This is a genomic window from Acidovorax sp. NN32, assembly GCF_057597245.1.
On sequence record NZ_CP199679.1, the window covers coordinates 4,574,867 to 4,588,976 of the forward strand.

Here is a 14,110-nt window from a genome sequence, read left to right on the forward strand (position 1 = left end):
AGCGCTAAAAATCTGCACGCAAACCGGTCTCCCGCTCCAGTTGCGCGGCCACCTTGGGCTCGAATCCTTTCAAATGCCGTATTACGGCGCGTGCCTCCTCGGGCTGGTGCAGATCGACGTGCACACGCGCCATCTGATACCAGCCAAAGGGGCTCATGGGCTGCAGGCGGGTGTTGCGATCCAGGGCCTGCAAGGCCTCCTGAAGCCGCCCCTGCCGCACCAGCACCAGACCCAGGCCATACCAGGCCCGGTCCATTTTTTCGTCGATCTGCAGGGCCGCCCGGAACCCCTCTTCGGCCAGTGCCAGCAGGTCCAGCTGCTCGGCCACATAGGCATGGTTGAAGTGGGCATTGCACACCTGGGGCTGCAAGGTCAATGCCTGGGCGTAGTACTGCAGAGCCTGTGTCTTGTGGTCGCTGAGCAGCGCGTCGTAGGCGAGGCTGTTGATCGCCAGAACGTCCTGGGGCCAGCGCTCCAGAATCCGCTCAAACACGGCCTTGGCCGCAGCCTTGCGACCCACAAACAGCAAGGCTTTGGCACGCCAGACCAGCGCCTGACGCTCCAGCCGCTGCGACCAGCGGACGGGGGGAAGGGGAAGGCTCTGGGTCACTGGCATGCCTGTGCTCCCAGCTCCAGACAGAGGTCGATCTTGAGCTTGACGACCAGCACCCAGGCCATGAGCAACCAGCTGGCGGTGGCCAGCGGGATGTGCTGGTCCAGCACCTGGCGCGGGCTGACCTTGCGCGTCAGCCACAGGCAGGGCTTGGCGGCCACGTCCAGCATCTGCCAGAACACATTGGTGTGCCGCTTCGCCCCCGCCAACAGTCCCAGCAGAAACCGTCCCACGATGAACATCAGGGACAACTCGATCAGGCTTTTCAGAATGACAACGGTCAGGAGCATGGTGAACTCGATGCCTCGCTGTAAGGAAAAGGAAAGGTGGACGCACTCTGCGCAGGGTGTCTGACCGCTGGCTGACACAGGGCTTATCGCTAACTTACAAATCCCGCAAAAACCCTGCATCTTTTTTTTGCGATGCGATAAATCGGCGGAATCTGAGACGCTCTTGCGGGAAAACACCAAGGGCTCCAAAACCCTTGATCGAGGTCAAGGCGATGCGCATGGAAGGACTTCCCGCGTCGCCGGGCCGGGCATAGACTGCCGCCATGGAAAAGCCGCCCAGTCCGCCACCAGCTGCCAGCGCACAGGCGCCGCTACAGCCATCGCACCACCTGCTGGCCAACTTCCGCCAGGACCTCCGGCAGCACGCCCCTTTTGCCCAGATGCTGGATGCCGAGGTGGATGATTTCCTGTCGCATTGCGAGCAGCAGTATTTCGCCCCCGGCGAGCTGGTGATTGGCCCGGAGAGCGGAACGGTGCAGTCGCTGTATTACGTGCGCCAGGGCGCCGTCACGGGCACCCGGGGGCTGGCCGAGGCGGTGGGCGCTTTCGAGTACGAGGCGGGCGACCTGTTCCCCGTCAGCGCCGCCTGGGCAGGCCGTGCTGTTACGGCCACGTACCGCGCCAACACCGACACCTTTGTGCTGGTGCTGGCCGTAGCCCACATGCACCGGCTGGCCAGCCGCAGCACGGCGTTTGCGCAGTACCTGGGCCAGCGCACGGTGCAGTTCCTCGCGCTTTCGCGCCAGGCACTGCAAGCCGCCTATGCCACCCACGCCGCGGCCGAGCAGTCGCTCGAAACCCCCTTGGGCACACTCATCGGCAAGAAGCTGGTGACCTGCGATGCCAGCACACCGCTGCACACCGCGCTGCAGACCATGCACCAGCAGCGCCTGGGCTCGATGCTGGTGGTGGATGGGGCCCAGCACCCTGTGGGCATCCTCACGCGGTATGACGTGCTGGGCCGCGTGGCGCTGGCCCAGCTGCCGCTGCACACGCCCATTGCGGAGGTCATGGTGCGGCCGGTGCGCACGCTCACCAGTGAACACTCGGCGCAAGACGCAGCCCTGCTGATGTCGCGCCACGGCATCCGCCACGTGCCGATCACCCGCGATGAAGTGGCGATTGGCATGGTGTCAGAGCGCGACCTGTTCGCCATGCAGCGGCAAAGCCTCAAAAGCGTGAGCACCGCGCTGCGCTCGGCCACCGACGTGGAGGCATTGCAGACCTCGGCCCAGGACATCCGCCGCCTGGCACGCAGCCTGCTCGCGCAGGGCGTGCATGCGCGGCAGCTCACATCGATGATCAGCCACCTCAACGATGTGCTGACCGAACGACTGGTGCAGCTCAAGGCCGAAGAATTCGGCATCGATCTGAAATGGTTGTGCTGGCTGTGCCTGGGCTCCGAGGGGCGGGCGGAGCAGACCATTGCCACCGACCAGGACAACGCGTTCATTCTGAACAACGACGTGTCCGACGAGTCGCGCGAAGCGATTCGCCACTTTGCGCATGCCGTCAACCTGGCGCTGGACGCCTGCGGCTACCCGCTGTGCCGGGGCGGCATCATGGCGGGCGAAAGCGCCTGCTGCCTCAAACTCGACGAGTGGCGCGAGCGCTTCGGGCACTGGGTGGCGCAGGGCTCGCCCCAGGACCTGCTCAACGCCTCCATCTACTTTGACTTCCGGCCCCTGTGTGGCGATGTGGCGCTGGCCCAGGCGCTGCGCGCCGACGTGACGCTGGCCGCGCGCAACAGCCCGCGCTTTCTCAAGATGCTGGCCCACAACGCCCTGGGCCGCAGCGTGCCGCTGAACTGGCGCGGCGCCATAGACACCGACGAGCATGGCGCGCTGGACCTGAAGCTGCAGGGCACGGCGCTGTTTGTGGACGCTGCGCGCATCTACAGCCTGGCACTGGGAGTGCACGAGACCAACACGCGGCTGCGCCTGGAGGCCGCTGGTGCGCAGTGGCGCCTGCCCGAGACGGAAACCGGCGCCTGGGTGGGCGGCTTCGAGTTCTTGCAGATCTTGCGCCTGCGGGTGCAGCTGGAGGCCGGAGAGGCTGAAGCCGCTCCACCCAACCGCATTGTGGTGGCCGGGCTCAACGACATCGACCGGCGCATCCTGCGCGAATCCTTTCGCGTGGCGCGGCAGCTCCAACAAAGGCTGCAGTTGGACTACGACCGGTAGCCGCCATGCGCTGGCTGGAGCCGATCCGGCGCGCCCTTGGGCATGCCCCCGCCTACACCGGCAGCCGCTGGGTGATGCTGGACGTGGAGACCAGTGGCCTGGACATGCGCCATGACCGCCTGCTGGCCATTGCAGCCATTGCGCTGCGGGTGGACTGGCAGCGCCGCACGCTGAGTGTGGCGCTGGGCGACAGCTTTGAGGTGGTGGTGCAGCAGGACGAGGCATCGAGCAAGGACAACATCCTGCTGCACGGCATTGGCGCGCAGATGCAGCGCAACGGCATGCCCGCCGCCCAGGCGCTGCAGGCCTTTGAAAACTATGTGCAAGACAGCCCGCTGCTGGCCTTCCACGCGGCCTTTGACCGCAGCATGATCAACCGCCATGCACGCCAGCACCTGGGGCATGGCCTGCCCAACCCCTGGGTGGATGTGGACCACCTGTGCGCCGTCACCCACGAGCAGGTGCGCGCCCGCGCGCTGGACGACTGGATGGCGCACTTCGGCATCCGCTGCGCCGTGCGGCACCAGGCCGCCGCCGACACCCTGGTGGAATGCGACCTGCTGCAGCGCATCTGGCCCCGCGTGGCTGCGCAGTGCAGCAGCTGGGCTGACGTGCAGCGCCTGGCCGCCCAGCACCGGTGGCTGGCCCGCCACCGGGATGGCAGCGGGTGAGGATGGCACGGCGTCGGGCCTCAGAGGCTGAGAGTTTTTTAGCCAAGCCCGAAAGGCGCGCGAAAACGCCGCGGATCTAGGCGCAAAGCACAGCCATAGCTCGGGCTATGGCGAGCATTTGCAACGACGAGCCGGGGCGTTTTCGCGTGCAAGGCGGGCATGGATAAAGAACTCTCAGCCTCTTAGCCCTGCTTGAGGCCTGAAGGAAGCAGCTCGGGCGCAGCCCAGCGTGCCTCGCCTTCAGCCCCGGCAAACCAGTCGTCACCTTCCAGGTAGGCGCGCAGCATGGGCAGGCCATCCAGCCCCCAGAAAACCTTGCCGTCCACCACAAACGCAGGCACGCCAAACACCCCCGCCGCCTGCGCGGCCTCGGTGTTGGCGCGCAGCAGCGCCTTGGGGCCTTCGCTGTGCATGTCCTGCCCCGGGCGGATTTGTTCGGCCAGATCGGCCGCCAGCGTGGCCAGGCGCTCGGCGTCCAGCGCGTCGTGCCCGCCCTGCCACACATGGCGCAGCACGGTACCCGCCACATAGCGGTTGATGCAACCGTCGTCGCTGCAGGCCAGCGCCTGGCGCAGCAAGGGCAGCGGGTTGAACGGGTGGCGTGCTGGCATCTGCAGCGGCGTGCCCTGCGCGTGGCCCAGCCAGGTCACGTGGCGGTAGGTCCAGGCGCGCTTGGGCGCTATGCCCGCGGGCCCCGGGTTGGCGTGCTGCTGCAGCAACGCGCCCAGCAGCACCGGGCGGTATTCGACGCTGTAGCTCAGGTCCACCAGCGCCTCGGGCAGGCGCTCAAAGGCCAGCCAGGCGTAGGGCGAAATGAAGTCGAGGTAGAACGTGATGTGTTTCATGGCTTAGCCTTCTGCGCTTTCTGGCTGCACCGGCACGGCAATGCCCGCCCGGTCCAGCAACTGGCGCCAGATGCCCCGCCGCAGGTGCGAGTCGGCACGCGACCAGATGCGGATCTCGTCGAGGGAGCGAAAGCAGCCCTCGCAGTGGCTGCGGTCGGGCGACATACGGCAGACCGAGATGCAGGGCGAGGGCACGGCCTCGGTGTTTTCAGCATCAAAATGGCCACCAGCGCTTATCTGCAAAGCGCGAACAGCTAGCAATTCAATAGCATTCATGCCGCAGACTCAGGTGCAACCACCTGCACCACATCCACCACGGGTGCACCCGTCAGCCGCTGAAGATCGCTGGGGTGCAGCGCAAACACACCATGCGGATGCCCCGCCGCCGCCCACACCACCTCAAAGCGCAGCAGGTCCTGGTCGATCAGCGTGACGGGCGGCGTGGCGTGTGCCACGGGCGACACACCGCCGATGGAAAAGCCCGTGCGGCTTTTCACGAAGTCGGCATCGGCGCGGCCGATCTTGCCGCCCACGTGGGCCTCCACCTTTTTCTCGTCCACCCGCCGGTCGCCCGAGGTGACCACCAGCACGGCCACATCATCGCTCTTGCGGCGAAAGATGATGCTCTTGGCAATCTGCCCCACGGCAATGCCCAGCGCATCGGCCGCCTGCTGCGCGGTGCGCGCTGCGTCGTCCAGCATCTGCGGCCGGTGGGGGTGGCCCAGGGATTCCAGCGCTGCAGCCACGCGCTGCACACCTTCAGGCAGATTTTTCAGTTCAGCTCCACACATCGTTTCTTACTCCGAAATCACAATCGTCGGGGCTATTTTGATCGCACAGGCGCGACCCCAGCCAGTGCACCCGTGGAACTGGCTTCGCTAGGCCACCGGGTGCGTCCCCCTCCCGCGCAGCGAGAGAGGGGTGAAGACGCGCAGCGTCTCAGGGGGTGCTTCATCCTTACCCTGCACGTTTGGTCAATAGCGCGTTGGCAGCGCGGGAGTTGGGCTTGCGGCCCAGAAAGTCGCTAATGTAGGCACCCGCGTCGATGAGCTTGTCGAGGTCGATGCCCGTCTCGATGCCCATGCCCTGCAGCATGTACACCACGTCTTCCGTCGCCACGTTGCCGGTGGCGCCCTTGGCGTAAGGGCAGCCGCCCAGGCCCGCCACGGAGGACTGGAAGTTCCACACGCCCAGCTCCAGCGCGGCCAGCGTGTTGGACAGCGCCTGCCCGTAGGTGTCATGAAAGTGGCCCGAAACGTCGTCGATGCCGAAGTGCTGCAACGTGGCCTCCAGCGCTTTCTGCACCTTGCGCGGTGTGCCCACGCCGATGGTGTCAGCCACGTCCACACGCTGCACGCCAATGCCCTTGAGCAGGCCCGCGAGGTACGCCACACGCTCAGGGGCAATGTCGCCTTCGTACGGGCAGCCCACGGTGCAGCTCATGGCGCCGCGCACACGGATGCCGGCGGCCAGCGCCGCCTGCACCACGGGGGCAAAACGCTCGATGCTCTCGGCAATGCTGCAGTTGATGTTGCGCTGGCTGAAGGCCTCGCTGGCCGAGCCGAAGACAACGATCTCGTCGGGTTTATCCAGCACGGCAGCCTCAAAGCCCTTGAGGTTGGGCGTGAGCACCGAATACGCGACGCCGCTCTGGCGGGTGATACCGGCCATCACCTCATGGTTGTCGGCCATCTGCGGCACCCACTTGGGACTGACGTAGCTGGTGACTTCGATCTCTTTCAGGCCCGCTTGCTGCAGGCGGTGCACCAGCTCGATCTTGACGGCGGCTGGGACTGGGGTCTTTTCGTTCTGCAGGCCGTCGCGGGGGCCAACGTCGATGAGGCGGACGCGGGAGGGAATGCTCATGGGGCTACCAAGGGTGGATCAAGGAATGCCGCCATTGTCTCGCCACCGCCTCCACAGGGCCACCCCATATCGTGCCAGACCATTCGCCGGACGCGCCATCAGCCCGTACGGGTGCCATCACCCGCCACCTCTTGCCGCAGCAGAGCCACCATGGCCTGCGCCGCCAGCGACAGCGGCCGCCCCCGGAGCGTGATCAGCCCGATGGGCCGGTGCAGCACGGGCGCCTTGAGCGCTCGCGTGACCACCTCGGGCCTGCGCACCACCTGGGCGGCCAGTTCGGGCAGCGCGCTCACGCCCAGCCCCGCAGCCACCATGGCCGCGATGGTGGCCAGGTGTTCCACCTCATAGCGCGGCGCAAAACGGATGCGGTGGGTCAGCAAGGCCTCTTCCGCATACTGCCGCACGCTGGTACCTGCGGGCATGGAGATGTGCGGCAGCTCGGCCACATCCGCCCAGGCAATGGCGCTGCGGCCCCGGGCCAGCGGGTGCGTGCGCCCCATCAGCAGCACAAAGCGGTCGGACACCAGCGGGGTGTAGTCCAGGTCGGCATAGGCGGGGTTGGCAGCCGTGAGGGCAAAGTCCACACGCCCGGCACGCACCATGTCAAACGCTGGGCCCGCCAGGCTGTCGATCAGCTCCATCTGCACGCCCGGGTGCTGCGCGGAGAACCGGGCAAAGGCCCGTGGCACAGCCCCGGCGGCCAGCGACGGCAGCGCCGCCAGCGCAACGCGGCCCACCTGCAGCTGCGCCACCTCCTGCACGCGGCGCACCGTCTCCTCCATCTGGTGGCGCAGGAACCGCGCCTGCTCGGCAAACACCTCGCCCGCCAGCGTGAGCTGCACGGTGCGCGTGGTGCGCTCGAACAGGCGCACATCCAGCATCTCCTCCAGCCGCGCCACCGTGCCCGACACCGCCGACTGCGACAGGTGCATCTGCAAGGCCGTGCGCCGAAAGCTCAGCGTCTCGGCCAGGGAGAGGAACACATCCACCTCGCGGGCGGACCAATTGATCTTCATAACCGATCAGTCTATCGAAAAAGACGTCTGGACCGCGCAATGTGGGGCCCCTAGACTGAATTCAACGCAAGCACACCGCTTGAACAGATTGAGAGCAACAAGGAGACACGATGGAGAACAGTTCGCCGCGCAGCGCGCGCACCGTGGTGGTAGGCGGAGGCACCATGGGGGCCGATGTGGCTGTGGTCCTGGCCCGTGGCGGCGCGCAGGTCACGGTGGTGGACCCCCACGCCGCCCGCCGCGACCACTTGCTGCCGCACATTGCGCAGGAGCTGGCCGCTGCCGGACAGGCCACACACGCCGGCCCGGTGCAGGTGTGCGCCAGCCTGCAGGATGTGGACTGGAGCGGCGTGGTGCTGGTGGTCGAATGCATCACCGAGCAATTGGCGGCCAAGCAAAAGCTGTTTGCCGAGCTGGAAACCGTGGCGCCCCCCAACGCCGTGCTGACCAGCAACAGCTCGGGGTTTCCTATCAGTGCCATCGCCCAGGGGCTGGCCACGGCACAGCGCATGCTGGGCCTGCACTTCTTCATGCCCGCCCACCTTGTGCCGCTGGTGGAGGTAGTGCTGGGCGGGCGCAGCGACCCGGCCCTGGGCACCTGGCTGCACGCCTTCATGCGTGGCTGCGGCAGCGTGCCGGTGCTGGTCAAGAAGGACAAGCCGGGCTTTCTGGCCAACCGCATGCAGCATGCGCTCTCGCGCGAGGCGTTTGCGCTCATCGACGAAGGCATTGCCTCGCCCGAAGACGTGGACGCCGCCGTGCGCTTTGGTTTTGGCTTCCGCTTTCTGGCGGCCGGGCCGGTGCTGCAGCGCGACCACGCGGGCATTGAGGTGCACACCGCCGCCGCAGCCACCATGTACCCCACGCTCTCGAACACCGACATACCCGCCCAGGCCCTGCGCGACAAGGTGGCCCAGGGCCAGCTCGGCATGAAGACCGGCAAGGGCTTTTTCGACTGGCCCGAAGACCGCAAGCAGGCCGAACGCGCGCGCTACGACACGCTGCTGCGCCAGGGCCTGGCCCTGCTTGCCAGCGAGCTGCCCACCATCGATCCCCCCACCGACACGTCACCGACGGACACCCCAACGACCACTGGAGCCCGCGCATGAGTGCATCGCCCGCATCACCCACCATTGCCAGCCAGTGGGTTGACCCGCTGATCGTGACCGTGGCGCCCAACGGCGCCTACAAGCAGCCCGCCGACCACTCCGCCGTGCCCATCACACCGGCCACGCTGGCCACCACGGCCAAGGCCTGCCTGGACGCGGGAGCGGCCATGCTGCACATGCACATCCGCGACGCACAAGGCCGCCACAGCCTGGACGTGGAGGGCTACCGTGAGGCGCAGCGCGTGGTGCGCCAGGCCGTGGGCGACGCGATGGTCATACAGATCACCAGTGAAGCCGCAGGCGTGTACCAGGCCCCCGCGCAGATCGCCATGGTGGAGGCCCTGCAACCCGAGGCCGTGTCCATCGGCCTGCGCGAAGTAGACAAGCCCGAGATCGGCGAAGCCGGACTGCAGCGCTTCTTCACCGGCCTCGCCCAGCGCCGCACCATGGTGCAGGTCATCCTGTACGACGTGGCCGACCTGCGCCGCTGGCAGGCGCTGCGCGCCAGTGGCGTGGTGCCGGATGCACCTTGGCTCCTGCTGTTTGTGCTGGGCCGCTACAGCGCGGGCCAGACCTCCAGCCCGCGCGACCTGCTGCCGTTTCTGAACGCCCATGACGGCAACGAGCCCTGGGCCGTGTGCGCCTTCGGTGCGGCAGAAAACGCCTGCGTGGTCGCCGCCGCCGTGTTTGGCGGCCACGCCCGCGTGGGGTTTGAAAACAACCTGCTGTGCAAGGACGGCAGCGTGGCCCCCGACAACACCGCGCTGGTGCGCCAGGCCGTCGAAGCCGCCGCCGCGCTGGGCCGCCCGCTGGCCACCGCCGCCGACATCCGGCAGCGTTTTGGCGCAGGCTGAGCTGCCCCGCCCCACAGCGCTCCCGATTCATTGACATCAACCCGCAGCAGACGGGTTTTATCCATCCCCACAGGAGACAGACATGCACCACCGCCACCTTTACTCGTCCACGCCTAGCACCGCCCGGCGCACCGTGCTGCACGCAGCCCTTGCCGTGCCCCTGGCCCTGGGCATCGCAGGTCACGCAGCGGCGCAGACGGCCGCCACCGCCTTCCCCAGCAAGACCATCCGCTTTGTGGTGCCCTACCCGCCCGGTGGCCCCACCGACCTGATGGCCCGCATGCTGCAGCCCGAGCTGCAAAGCCGCCTGGGTGTACCTGTGGTGGTGGACAACAAGGGCGGCGCTGGTGGCAACACCGGCAGCGCGGAGGTGGCCAAGCAGGCGCCAGCGGACGGGCACACGCTGCTGCTGGCCGCCAGCGGCCCCATGGCGGTCAACCCCTCGCTGTACGCCAGCATGCCGTTCAACCCGCTGACCGATCTGGCTCCGGTGATCCAGCTGTCGGCATTCCCGCTGGTGCTGGAAGTGCATCCCTCGCTGGGCGTCAAGACGTTTGCCGAGTTCCTGGCCATGGCCAAGGCCGGAAAGCCGGTGCTGAGCTACGCGTCAGCCGGCAACGGCACACCGCAGCACCTGGCGGGCGAGCTGTTCAACACCACCGCGGGCGTGAAGATGGGGCACATCCCCTACCGTGGCGCTGGCCCAGCGCTCAACGACCTGATCGGCGGACAGGTGAACGTGATGTTCGACATCGTCGGTAGCTCCCTGCCCCACATCCAGGCGGGCAAGCTCATCCCGCTGGCCGTCACCTCCAGCGAACGTGCCAAGGTGCTGCCCAATGTGCCCACCATGGCGGAGGCTGGCATTGCGGGCTACCAGATCACCGGCTGGCATGGCATTGCGGTGCGCGCTGGCACCCCGCAAGCCACCGTCGACAAGCTCAACGCCACGGTGAATGCGATCTTCAAGGAACCCGCCTTCCGCGCCAAATGGGAAGCCATTGGCACGCCTGCGGTGGGGGGCACGGCGGCAGATTTCGGGGCGCTCATCAAGGCCGACGCGCAGCGCCTGGGCAAGCTGGTGCGCGATGCCGGCGTGACGGTGGATTGAAAAGGCACACCCTCTGTGCCCGCGCACAGAGGGCTATGCGACAGACCTGGGTCGCAAGCGCAGCAACAGCCAGCCCAGCGCCATGCCAATGGCACTGGACAGCAGCATCACCGTACCGGCCACGATCTTCACGGCGGTGGAGCTGCTGATCTCGGCCTGCGACGGGTCTTGGGCGGAGTAGCGCACCGAGACGGTCTCACCCACCTCGTGGATGGCCTGCTGCTGGCGTGCGACCGAGTCTGTGAACCGGAATCTCCGCCCATCGCCCGCCACAAACTCCACAATGCTTTTCTTGGCAAGCCCCCGGCGGTGAGTCGCGCCCGTCATGATTTCTTCATGCGCAACCACCCGGCCCCTGGCGGTGTGTGTGTCGCCCAGCATGTTCATGCCAGAGGCCAACAACCACGCTGCGCCCAGCGCGGTCAAGGCGCTGGGCACCAGCAGGATCCAGCCCAAAAGACCAAAGAAGCGGCGGAAGGTGGAGGAGCTCATGCCCGCCATTCTCTACGCTGGCGAGCGCGTAGACCGGCGGCCTCAGTAGCCGCGCGCGGGGTTCACGATGCCCGCCACCGTCTCGCCGTGCTCCAGCGCCACCATCTTGCGTGCGATCTGGGCAATGCTCTCGTCGCGCAGCGTGCGCGCCGAGGTGTGGGGCGTGACGGTGATGCGCGGGTGCGTCCAGAACGCATGGCCTGCGGGCAACGGCTCGGTGCGGAACACATCGAGTGTGGCGCCTGCCACATGGCAGCTGTCAATGGCGGCCAGCAGGTCTTCGTCCACCAGGTGCGCGCCGCGCGCCACATTGATCACGTAGGCACCCGGCTGCAGGCGAGCGAGCGTGCCCTTGTTGATGACGTTGGTCGTATCGGGCGTGAGCGGCAGCAGGTTGACCAGGACGCGGCTCGCGGCCAGAAAGTCATTGAATTGATCCGCGCCCGCAAAGCCGCGCACGCCGTCGATGGCCTTGGGGCTGCGGCTCCAGCCGTTGATGGGAAAGTCAAACTGCGCCAGCGCCTTAGCAACCCGCTCGCCCAGAACGCCCAGGCCCATCACACCGATGGGATAGTCGCTGCGCAAACGGGGCTTGCGGTAGCCCCAGCGGCCCTCCGCCATGTCGGCCTCGTAGCCGTCGAACTCGCGGAAGTGGCGGATGACCGCGTGGCACACGTACTCGGCCATCTGCACCGCCATGCCTGCGTCGTCCAGGCGCACCACCAGGGCCTTGGGAGGCAAGCGCAGCTTGAGGAGGGCATCCACCCCCGCGCCAATGTTGAACAGGGCTTTGAGCACTGGCTGTTCGTCCATGAACTGCTGGGGTGGTGCCCAGACCACGGCGTAGTCGGCCTGCGGGGCTCCGGGCTGCCAAACAGAAATCTCAACGCCGGGCAGCGCGGCGGAAAAGCCCTGGAGCCAGGGCTCGGGCTTGGCATCGGTACAGCAAAAGGTGATTTTCATGGGGCCCAAGCGTAGCCGCATTAGGCCCCCTGCGCTGTCACCTGCAGACGACTCGGGACACTACTTGGCTCAGGCCTTGTCGGCGGCTACCAGCTTGAGCAGCTCTGCCCCCTCGGTCACCTGGTCGCCGGGCGCGTACAGCAGCTCCTGCACCACGCCGTCGGCCGGGGCGGCGATGGTGTGCTCCATCTTCATGGCCTCCATCACCGCCAGTGGCTGCCCCTTGGCAACCTTGTCGCCCGCCTTCACGGCAAACGACACCACCTTGCCGGGCATGGGGGCCGTGAGGCGTCCGCCTTCAGCCGCTGCCTCGCCCGCGTGGGCCAGCAGGTCGATGGCGGTGATCTGCGTGGCGCCCAGCGGGGTGAACACATGGTCCACCTCGCCCTGCGCATACACGGCAGCGCGCGTGCGCTGGCCGGCGAACTGCAATTCGATGCCCTGCCCTACAGCGCTGAACACCAACGGCCCGGCCACTGCAGCATCGCCCTCGCCGACGGCCAGATGCAGGCTGCCACCACGCTCGTAGGTCAGCAGCGCCTTGGCGTGCTCGCCGCCAAACTCGAACTCAAACCGGCGCTGCACCACGCCATGGGTGTGGAAACCATCGCGACGGCTGAAGGGGTCCACGCCCTCGCTGGCGCGCTCGCGCAGCAGGGTCTGAGCCACGGCGGCAGCAGCCGCCAGGGGCAAGCCCACGGGCTCCTGGTGGAACAGCACCGCCTGCTCGCGCGGGATCAGCGCGGTGTCCAGCTTGGCGCTGGCAAATGCCTCGGTGCGGGCCACGCGGCGCAAAAACTGCACGTTGGTTGCCAGGCCCACGATGTGGGTCTGGGCCAGCGCCTCATCCAGCCGGGCCAGGGCTTGCGCACGCGTGTCACCGTGCACGATGAGCTTGGCCACCATGGAGTCGTAGAACGGGCTGATCGCATCGCCCTGGCGCACGCCGGAATCCACGCGCACCGAGCCCCGTTCGAAGGTCACGCACTCGGGCAGCGCATACACATTGAGCGCGCCGGTGGCGGGCAGGAAGTTGTTGTCGGGGTTCTCAGCGCAAATGCGCGCCTCGATGGCGTGACCTTGGATACGCAGGTCTTCCTGTTTGAGCGGCAAGGGCTCGCCTGAGGCCACGCGCAGTTGCCACTCCACGAGGTCGAGGCCCGTGATGGCCTCGGTCACGGGGTGCTCCACCTGCAGGCGGGTATTCATCTCCATGAAGTAGAACTTCATCTGCTCGGGCGCGTCGTAGCCGCCGGGCTGCTCGACGATGAATTCCACCGTGCCCGCGCCCACGTAGTTCACCGCCCGTGCTGCGGCCACGGCAGCCTCGCCCATGCGGGCGCGCAGCTCCGGCGTCATGCCGGGGGCGGGCGCTTCTTCCAGCACCTTCTGGTGGCGGCGCTGCACCGAGCAGTCGCGCTCAAACAGGTACACGCAGTTGCCGTGCGTGTCGCCGAACACCTGGATCTCGATGTGGCGGGGGCGCTGCACGTATTTTTCGACCAGCACCGCATCGTCGCCGAAGCTGTTGATGGCCTCGCGCTTGCAGGAGTCGAGCGCCGCCGCAAAATCCTCGGCCTTGTCCACGGCGCGCATGCCCTTGCCACCACCACCCGCGCTGGCCTTGATGAGCACCGGGTAGCCAATGCGGTCCGCCTCGCGTTGCAGCAGTGCCGGGTCCTGGTCCGCACCGTGGTAGCCGGGCACCAGGGGCACCTGGGCCTGCTCCATCAGGCGCTTGGACTCGGCCTTCAGCCCCATGGCATTGATGGCGCTGGCGGGCGGGCCGATGAAGACCAGGCCCGCATCGGCACAAGCCTTGGCAAAGTCTTCGTTCTCGCTCAGGAAACCGTAGCCAGGGTGGATAGCCTGCGCGCCCGTGGCCTTGGCGGCGTCGATGATGCGCTCCCAGCGCAGGTAGCTGTCCTTGGGCGCGCTGCCGCCAATGTGCACTGCCTCGTCGCACACGGCGACATGTTTGGCGTTAGCGTCGGCATCGGAATACACGGCAACGGTTTTCACGCCCAGGCGCTTGGCGGTGGCGGCCACACGGCAAGCGATCTCGCCTCGATTTGCGATGAGTATCTTGTTGAACAT

16 protein-coding genes are annotated in these 14,110 nt (G+C 67.1%); 5 read left to right on the top strand and 11 right to left on the bottom strand.

Annotated features, from left to right (window positions below; genetic code table 11):
- Positions 1-4: 4 nt before the first annotated feature.
- From ACT89O_RS21015 to ACT89O_RS21025, 3 genes are all read right to left on the bottom strand, one after another.
- The gene (locus ACT89O_RS21015; protein ID WP_487261086.1) at positions 5-616 is read right to left on the bottom strand and encodes a tetratricopeptide repeat protein; all 612 of its coding nucleotides are present in this window, start codon (positions 614-616) and stop codon (positions 5-7) included.
- Positions 607-903 (bottom strand): hypothetical protein, encoded by a 297-nt coding sequence (locus ACT89O_RS21020; RefSeq protein WP_228896056.1) that lies wholly within the window; start codon positions 901-903, stop codon positions 607-609. The genes ACT89O_RS21015 and ACT89O_RS21020 overlap by 10 nt, the downstream gene beginning before the upstream one ends.
- A 94-nt stretch (positions 904-997) precedes the next feature.
- Complete coding sequence (locus ACT89O_RS21025; protein ID WP_487261087.1) at positions 998-1,123, bottom strand: hypothetical protein; 126 nt, start codon at positions 1,121-1,123, stop codon at positions 998-1,000.
- Positions 1,124-1,166: 43 nt separating this feature from the next.
- Here ACT89O_RS21025 and ACT89O_RS21030 point away from each other — a divergent pair, with 43 nt between their 5' ends.
- Both ACT89O_RS21030 and ACT89O_RS21035 read left to right on the top strand, forming a co-directional pair.
- Positions 1,167-3,086, top strand: coding sequence for a DUF294 nucleotidyltransferase-like domain-containing protein (locus tag ACT89O_RS21030; RefSeq protein ID WP_487261088.1), 1,920 nt, complete (start codon positions 1,167-1,169; stop codon positions 3,084-3,086).
- 5 nt (positions 3,087-3,091) lie between these two features.
- The gene (locus tag ACT89O_RS21035; protein ID WP_487261089.1) at positions 3,092-3,757 is read left to right on the top strand and encodes a 3'-5' exonuclease; all 666 of its coding nucleotides are present in this window, start codon (positions 3,092-3,094) and stop codon (positions 3,755-3,757) included.
- A gap of 182 nt (positions 3,758-3,939) precedes the next feature.
- Here ACT89O_RS21035 and ACT89O_RS21040 read toward each other — a convergent pair whose 3' ends face one another.
- The 5 genes from ACT89O_RS21040 to ACT89O_RS21060 all read right to left on the bottom strand — a co-directional run bounded on the left by ACT89O_RS21040 (position 3,940) and on the right by ACT89O_RS21060 (position 7,484).
- Positions 3,940-4,602, bottom strand: a complete 663-nt coding sequence (locus ACT89O_RS21040; protein WP_487261090.1) for a 2-hydroxychromene-2-carboxylate isomerase — start codon at positions 4,600-4,602, stop codon at positions 3,940-3,942.
- A 3-nt stretch (positions 4,603-4,605) separates the two neighbouring features.
- Entirely contained in the window at positions 4,606-4,878 is a 273-nt protein-coding gene (locus tag ACT89O_RS21045; protein WP_121421243.1) for a DUF1289 domain-containing protein, read from the bottom strand.
- Positions 4,875-5,393, bottom strand: a complete 519-nt coding sequence (locus ACT89O_RS21050) for a YbaK/EbsC family protein (protein WP_055393041.1) — start codon at positions 5,391-5,393, stop codon at positions 4,875-4,877. The genes ACT89O_RS21045 and ACT89O_RS21050 overlap by 4 nt, the downstream gene beginning before the upstream one ends.
- A 166-nt stretch (positions 5,394-5,559) precedes the next feature.
- Positions 5,560-6,468: a hydroxymethylglutaryl-CoA lyase gene (locus tag ACT89O_RS21055; RefSeq protein WP_487261091.1), complete on the bottom strand. Its 909-nt coding sequence runs from the start codon at positions 6,466-6,468 to the stop codon at positions 5,560-5,562.
- Positions 6,469-6,566: 98 nt separating this feature from the next.
- Positions 6,567-7,484, bottom strand: coding sequence for a LysR family transcriptional regulator (locus ACT89O_RS21060; protein WP_056057862.1), 918 nt, complete (start codon positions 7,482-7,484; stop codon positions 6,567-6,569).
- Between the two features lie 110 nt (positions 7,485-7,594).
- Between ACT89O_RS21060 and ACT89O_RS21065 the strand changes: the two genes are divergently transcribed.
- From ACT89O_RS21065 to ACT89O_RS21075, 3 genes are all read left to right on the top strand, one after another.
- The gene (locus ACT89O_RS21065) at positions 7,595-8,593 is read left to right on the top strand and encodes a 3-hydroxyacyl-CoA dehydrogenase family protein (protein ID WP_487261092.1); all 999 of its coding nucleotides are present in this window, start codon (positions 7,595-7,597) and stop codon (positions 8,591-8,593) included.
- The gene (locus ACT89O_RS21070; RefSeq protein WP_487261093.1) at positions 8,590-9,447 is read left to right on the top strand and encodes a beta-keto acid cleavage family enzyme; all 858 of its coding nucleotides are present in this window, start codon (positions 8,590-8,592) and stop codon (positions 9,445-9,447) included. Before ACT89O_RS21065 ends, ACT89O_RS21070 begins: the two co-directional genes overlap by 4 nt.
- Positions 9,448-9,529: 82 nt before the next feature.
- Complete coding sequence (locus ACT89O_RS21075; protein ID WP_288853174.1) at positions 9,530-10,558, top strand: Bug family tripartite tricarboxylate transporter substrate binding protein; 1,029 nt, start codon at positions 9,530-9,532, stop codon at positions 10,556-10,558.
- 33 nt (positions 10,559-10,591) lie between these two features.
- Here ACT89O_RS21075 and ACT89O_RS21080 read toward each other — a convergent pair whose 3' ends face one another.
- The 3 genes from ACT89O_RS21080 to ACT89O_RS21090 all read right to left on the bottom strand — a co-directional run bounded on the left by ACT89O_RS21080 (position 10,592) and on the right by ACT89O_RS21090 (position 14,110).
- Entirely contained in the window at positions 10,592-11,050 is a 459-nt protein-coding gene (locus tag ACT89O_RS21080; RefSeq protein WP_121508958.1) for a DUF3592 domain-containing protein, read from the bottom strand.
- A 42-nt stretch (positions 11,051-11,092) separates the two neighbouring features.
- A complete protein-coding gene (locus ACT89O_RS21085; protein ID WP_487261094.1) occupies positions 11,093-12,013 on the bottom strand; it encodes a 2-hydroxyacid dehydrogenase in 921 nt (306 codons plus the stop codon).
- A 69-nt stretch (positions 12,014-12,082) separates the two neighbouring features.
- Entirely contained in the window at positions 12,083-14,110 is a 2,028-nt protein-coding gene (locus ACT89O_RS21090; protein WP_487261095.1) for an acetyl/propionyl/methylcrotonyl-CoA carboxylase subunit alpha, read from the bottom strand.

Bases quoted from the DNA above. Each gene is read 5' to 3' on its own strand.
- ACT89O_RS21015 (WP_487261086.1), bottom strand. From the start codon at position 616: ATGCCAGTGACCCAGAGCCTTCCCCTTCCCCCCGTCCGCTGGTCGCAG.
- ACT89O_RS21020 (WP_228896056.1), bottom strand. From the start codon at position 903: ATGCTCCTGACCGTTGTCATTCTGAAAAGCCTGATCGAGTTGTCCCTG.
- ACT89O_RS21025 (WP_487261087.1), bottom strand. From the start codon at position 1,123: ATGCGCATCGCCTTGACCTCGATCAAGGGTTTTGGAGCCCTTGGTGTT.
- ACT89O_RS21030 (WP_487261088.1), top strand. From the start codon at position 1,167: ATGGAAAAGCCGCCCAGTCCGCCACCAGCTGCCAGCGCACAGGCGCCG.
- ACT89O_RS21035 (WP_487261089.1), top strand. From the start codon at position 3,092: ATGCGCTGGCTGGAGCCGATCCGGCGCGCCCTTGGGCATGCCCCCGCC.
- ACT89O_RS21040 (WP_487261090.1), bottom strand. From the start codon at position 4,602: ATGAAACACATCACGTTCTACCTCGACTTCATTTCGCCCTACGCCTGG.
- ACT89O_RS21045 (WP_121421243.1), bottom strand. From the start codon at position 4,878: ATGAATGCTATTGAATTGCTAGCTGTTCGCGCTTTGCAGATAAGCGCT.
- ACT89O_RS21050 (WP_055393041.1), bottom strand. From the start codon at position 5,393: ATGTGTGGAGCTGAACTGAAAAATCTGCCTGAAGGTGTGCAGCGCGTG.
- ACT89O_RS21055 (WP_487261091.1), bottom strand. From the start codon at position 6,468: ATGAGCATTCCCTCCCGCGTCCGCCTCATCGACGTTGGCCCCCGCGAC.
- ACT89O_RS21060 (WP_056057862.1), bottom strand. From the start codon at position 7,484: ATGAAGATCAATTGGTCCGCCCGCGAGGTGGATGTGTTCCTCTCCCTG.
- ACT89O_RS21065 (WP_487261092.1), top strand. From the start codon at position 7,595: ATGGAGAACAGTTCGCCGCGCAGCGCGCGCACCGTGGTGGTAGGCGGA.
- ACT89O_RS21070 (WP_487261093.1), top strand. From the start codon at position 8,590: ATGAGTGCATCGCCCGCATCACCCACCATTGCCAGCCAGTGGGTTGAC.
- ACT89O_RS21075 (WP_288853174.1), top strand. From the start codon at position 9,530: ATGCACCACCGCCACCTTTACTCGTCCACGCCTAGCACCGCCCGGCGC.
- ACT89O_RS21080 (WP_121508958.1), bottom strand. From the start codon at position 11,050: ATGAGCTCCTCCACCTTCCGCCGCTTCTTTGGTCTTTTGGGCTGGATC.
- ACT89O_RS21085 (WP_487261094.1), bottom strand. From the start codon at position 12,013: ATGAAAATCACCTTTTGCTGTACCGATGCCAAGCCCGAGCCCTGGCTC.
- ACT89O_RS21090 (WP_487261095.1), bottom strand. From the start codon at position 14,110: ATGTTCAACAAGATACTCATCGCAAATCGAGGCGAGATCGCTTGCCGT.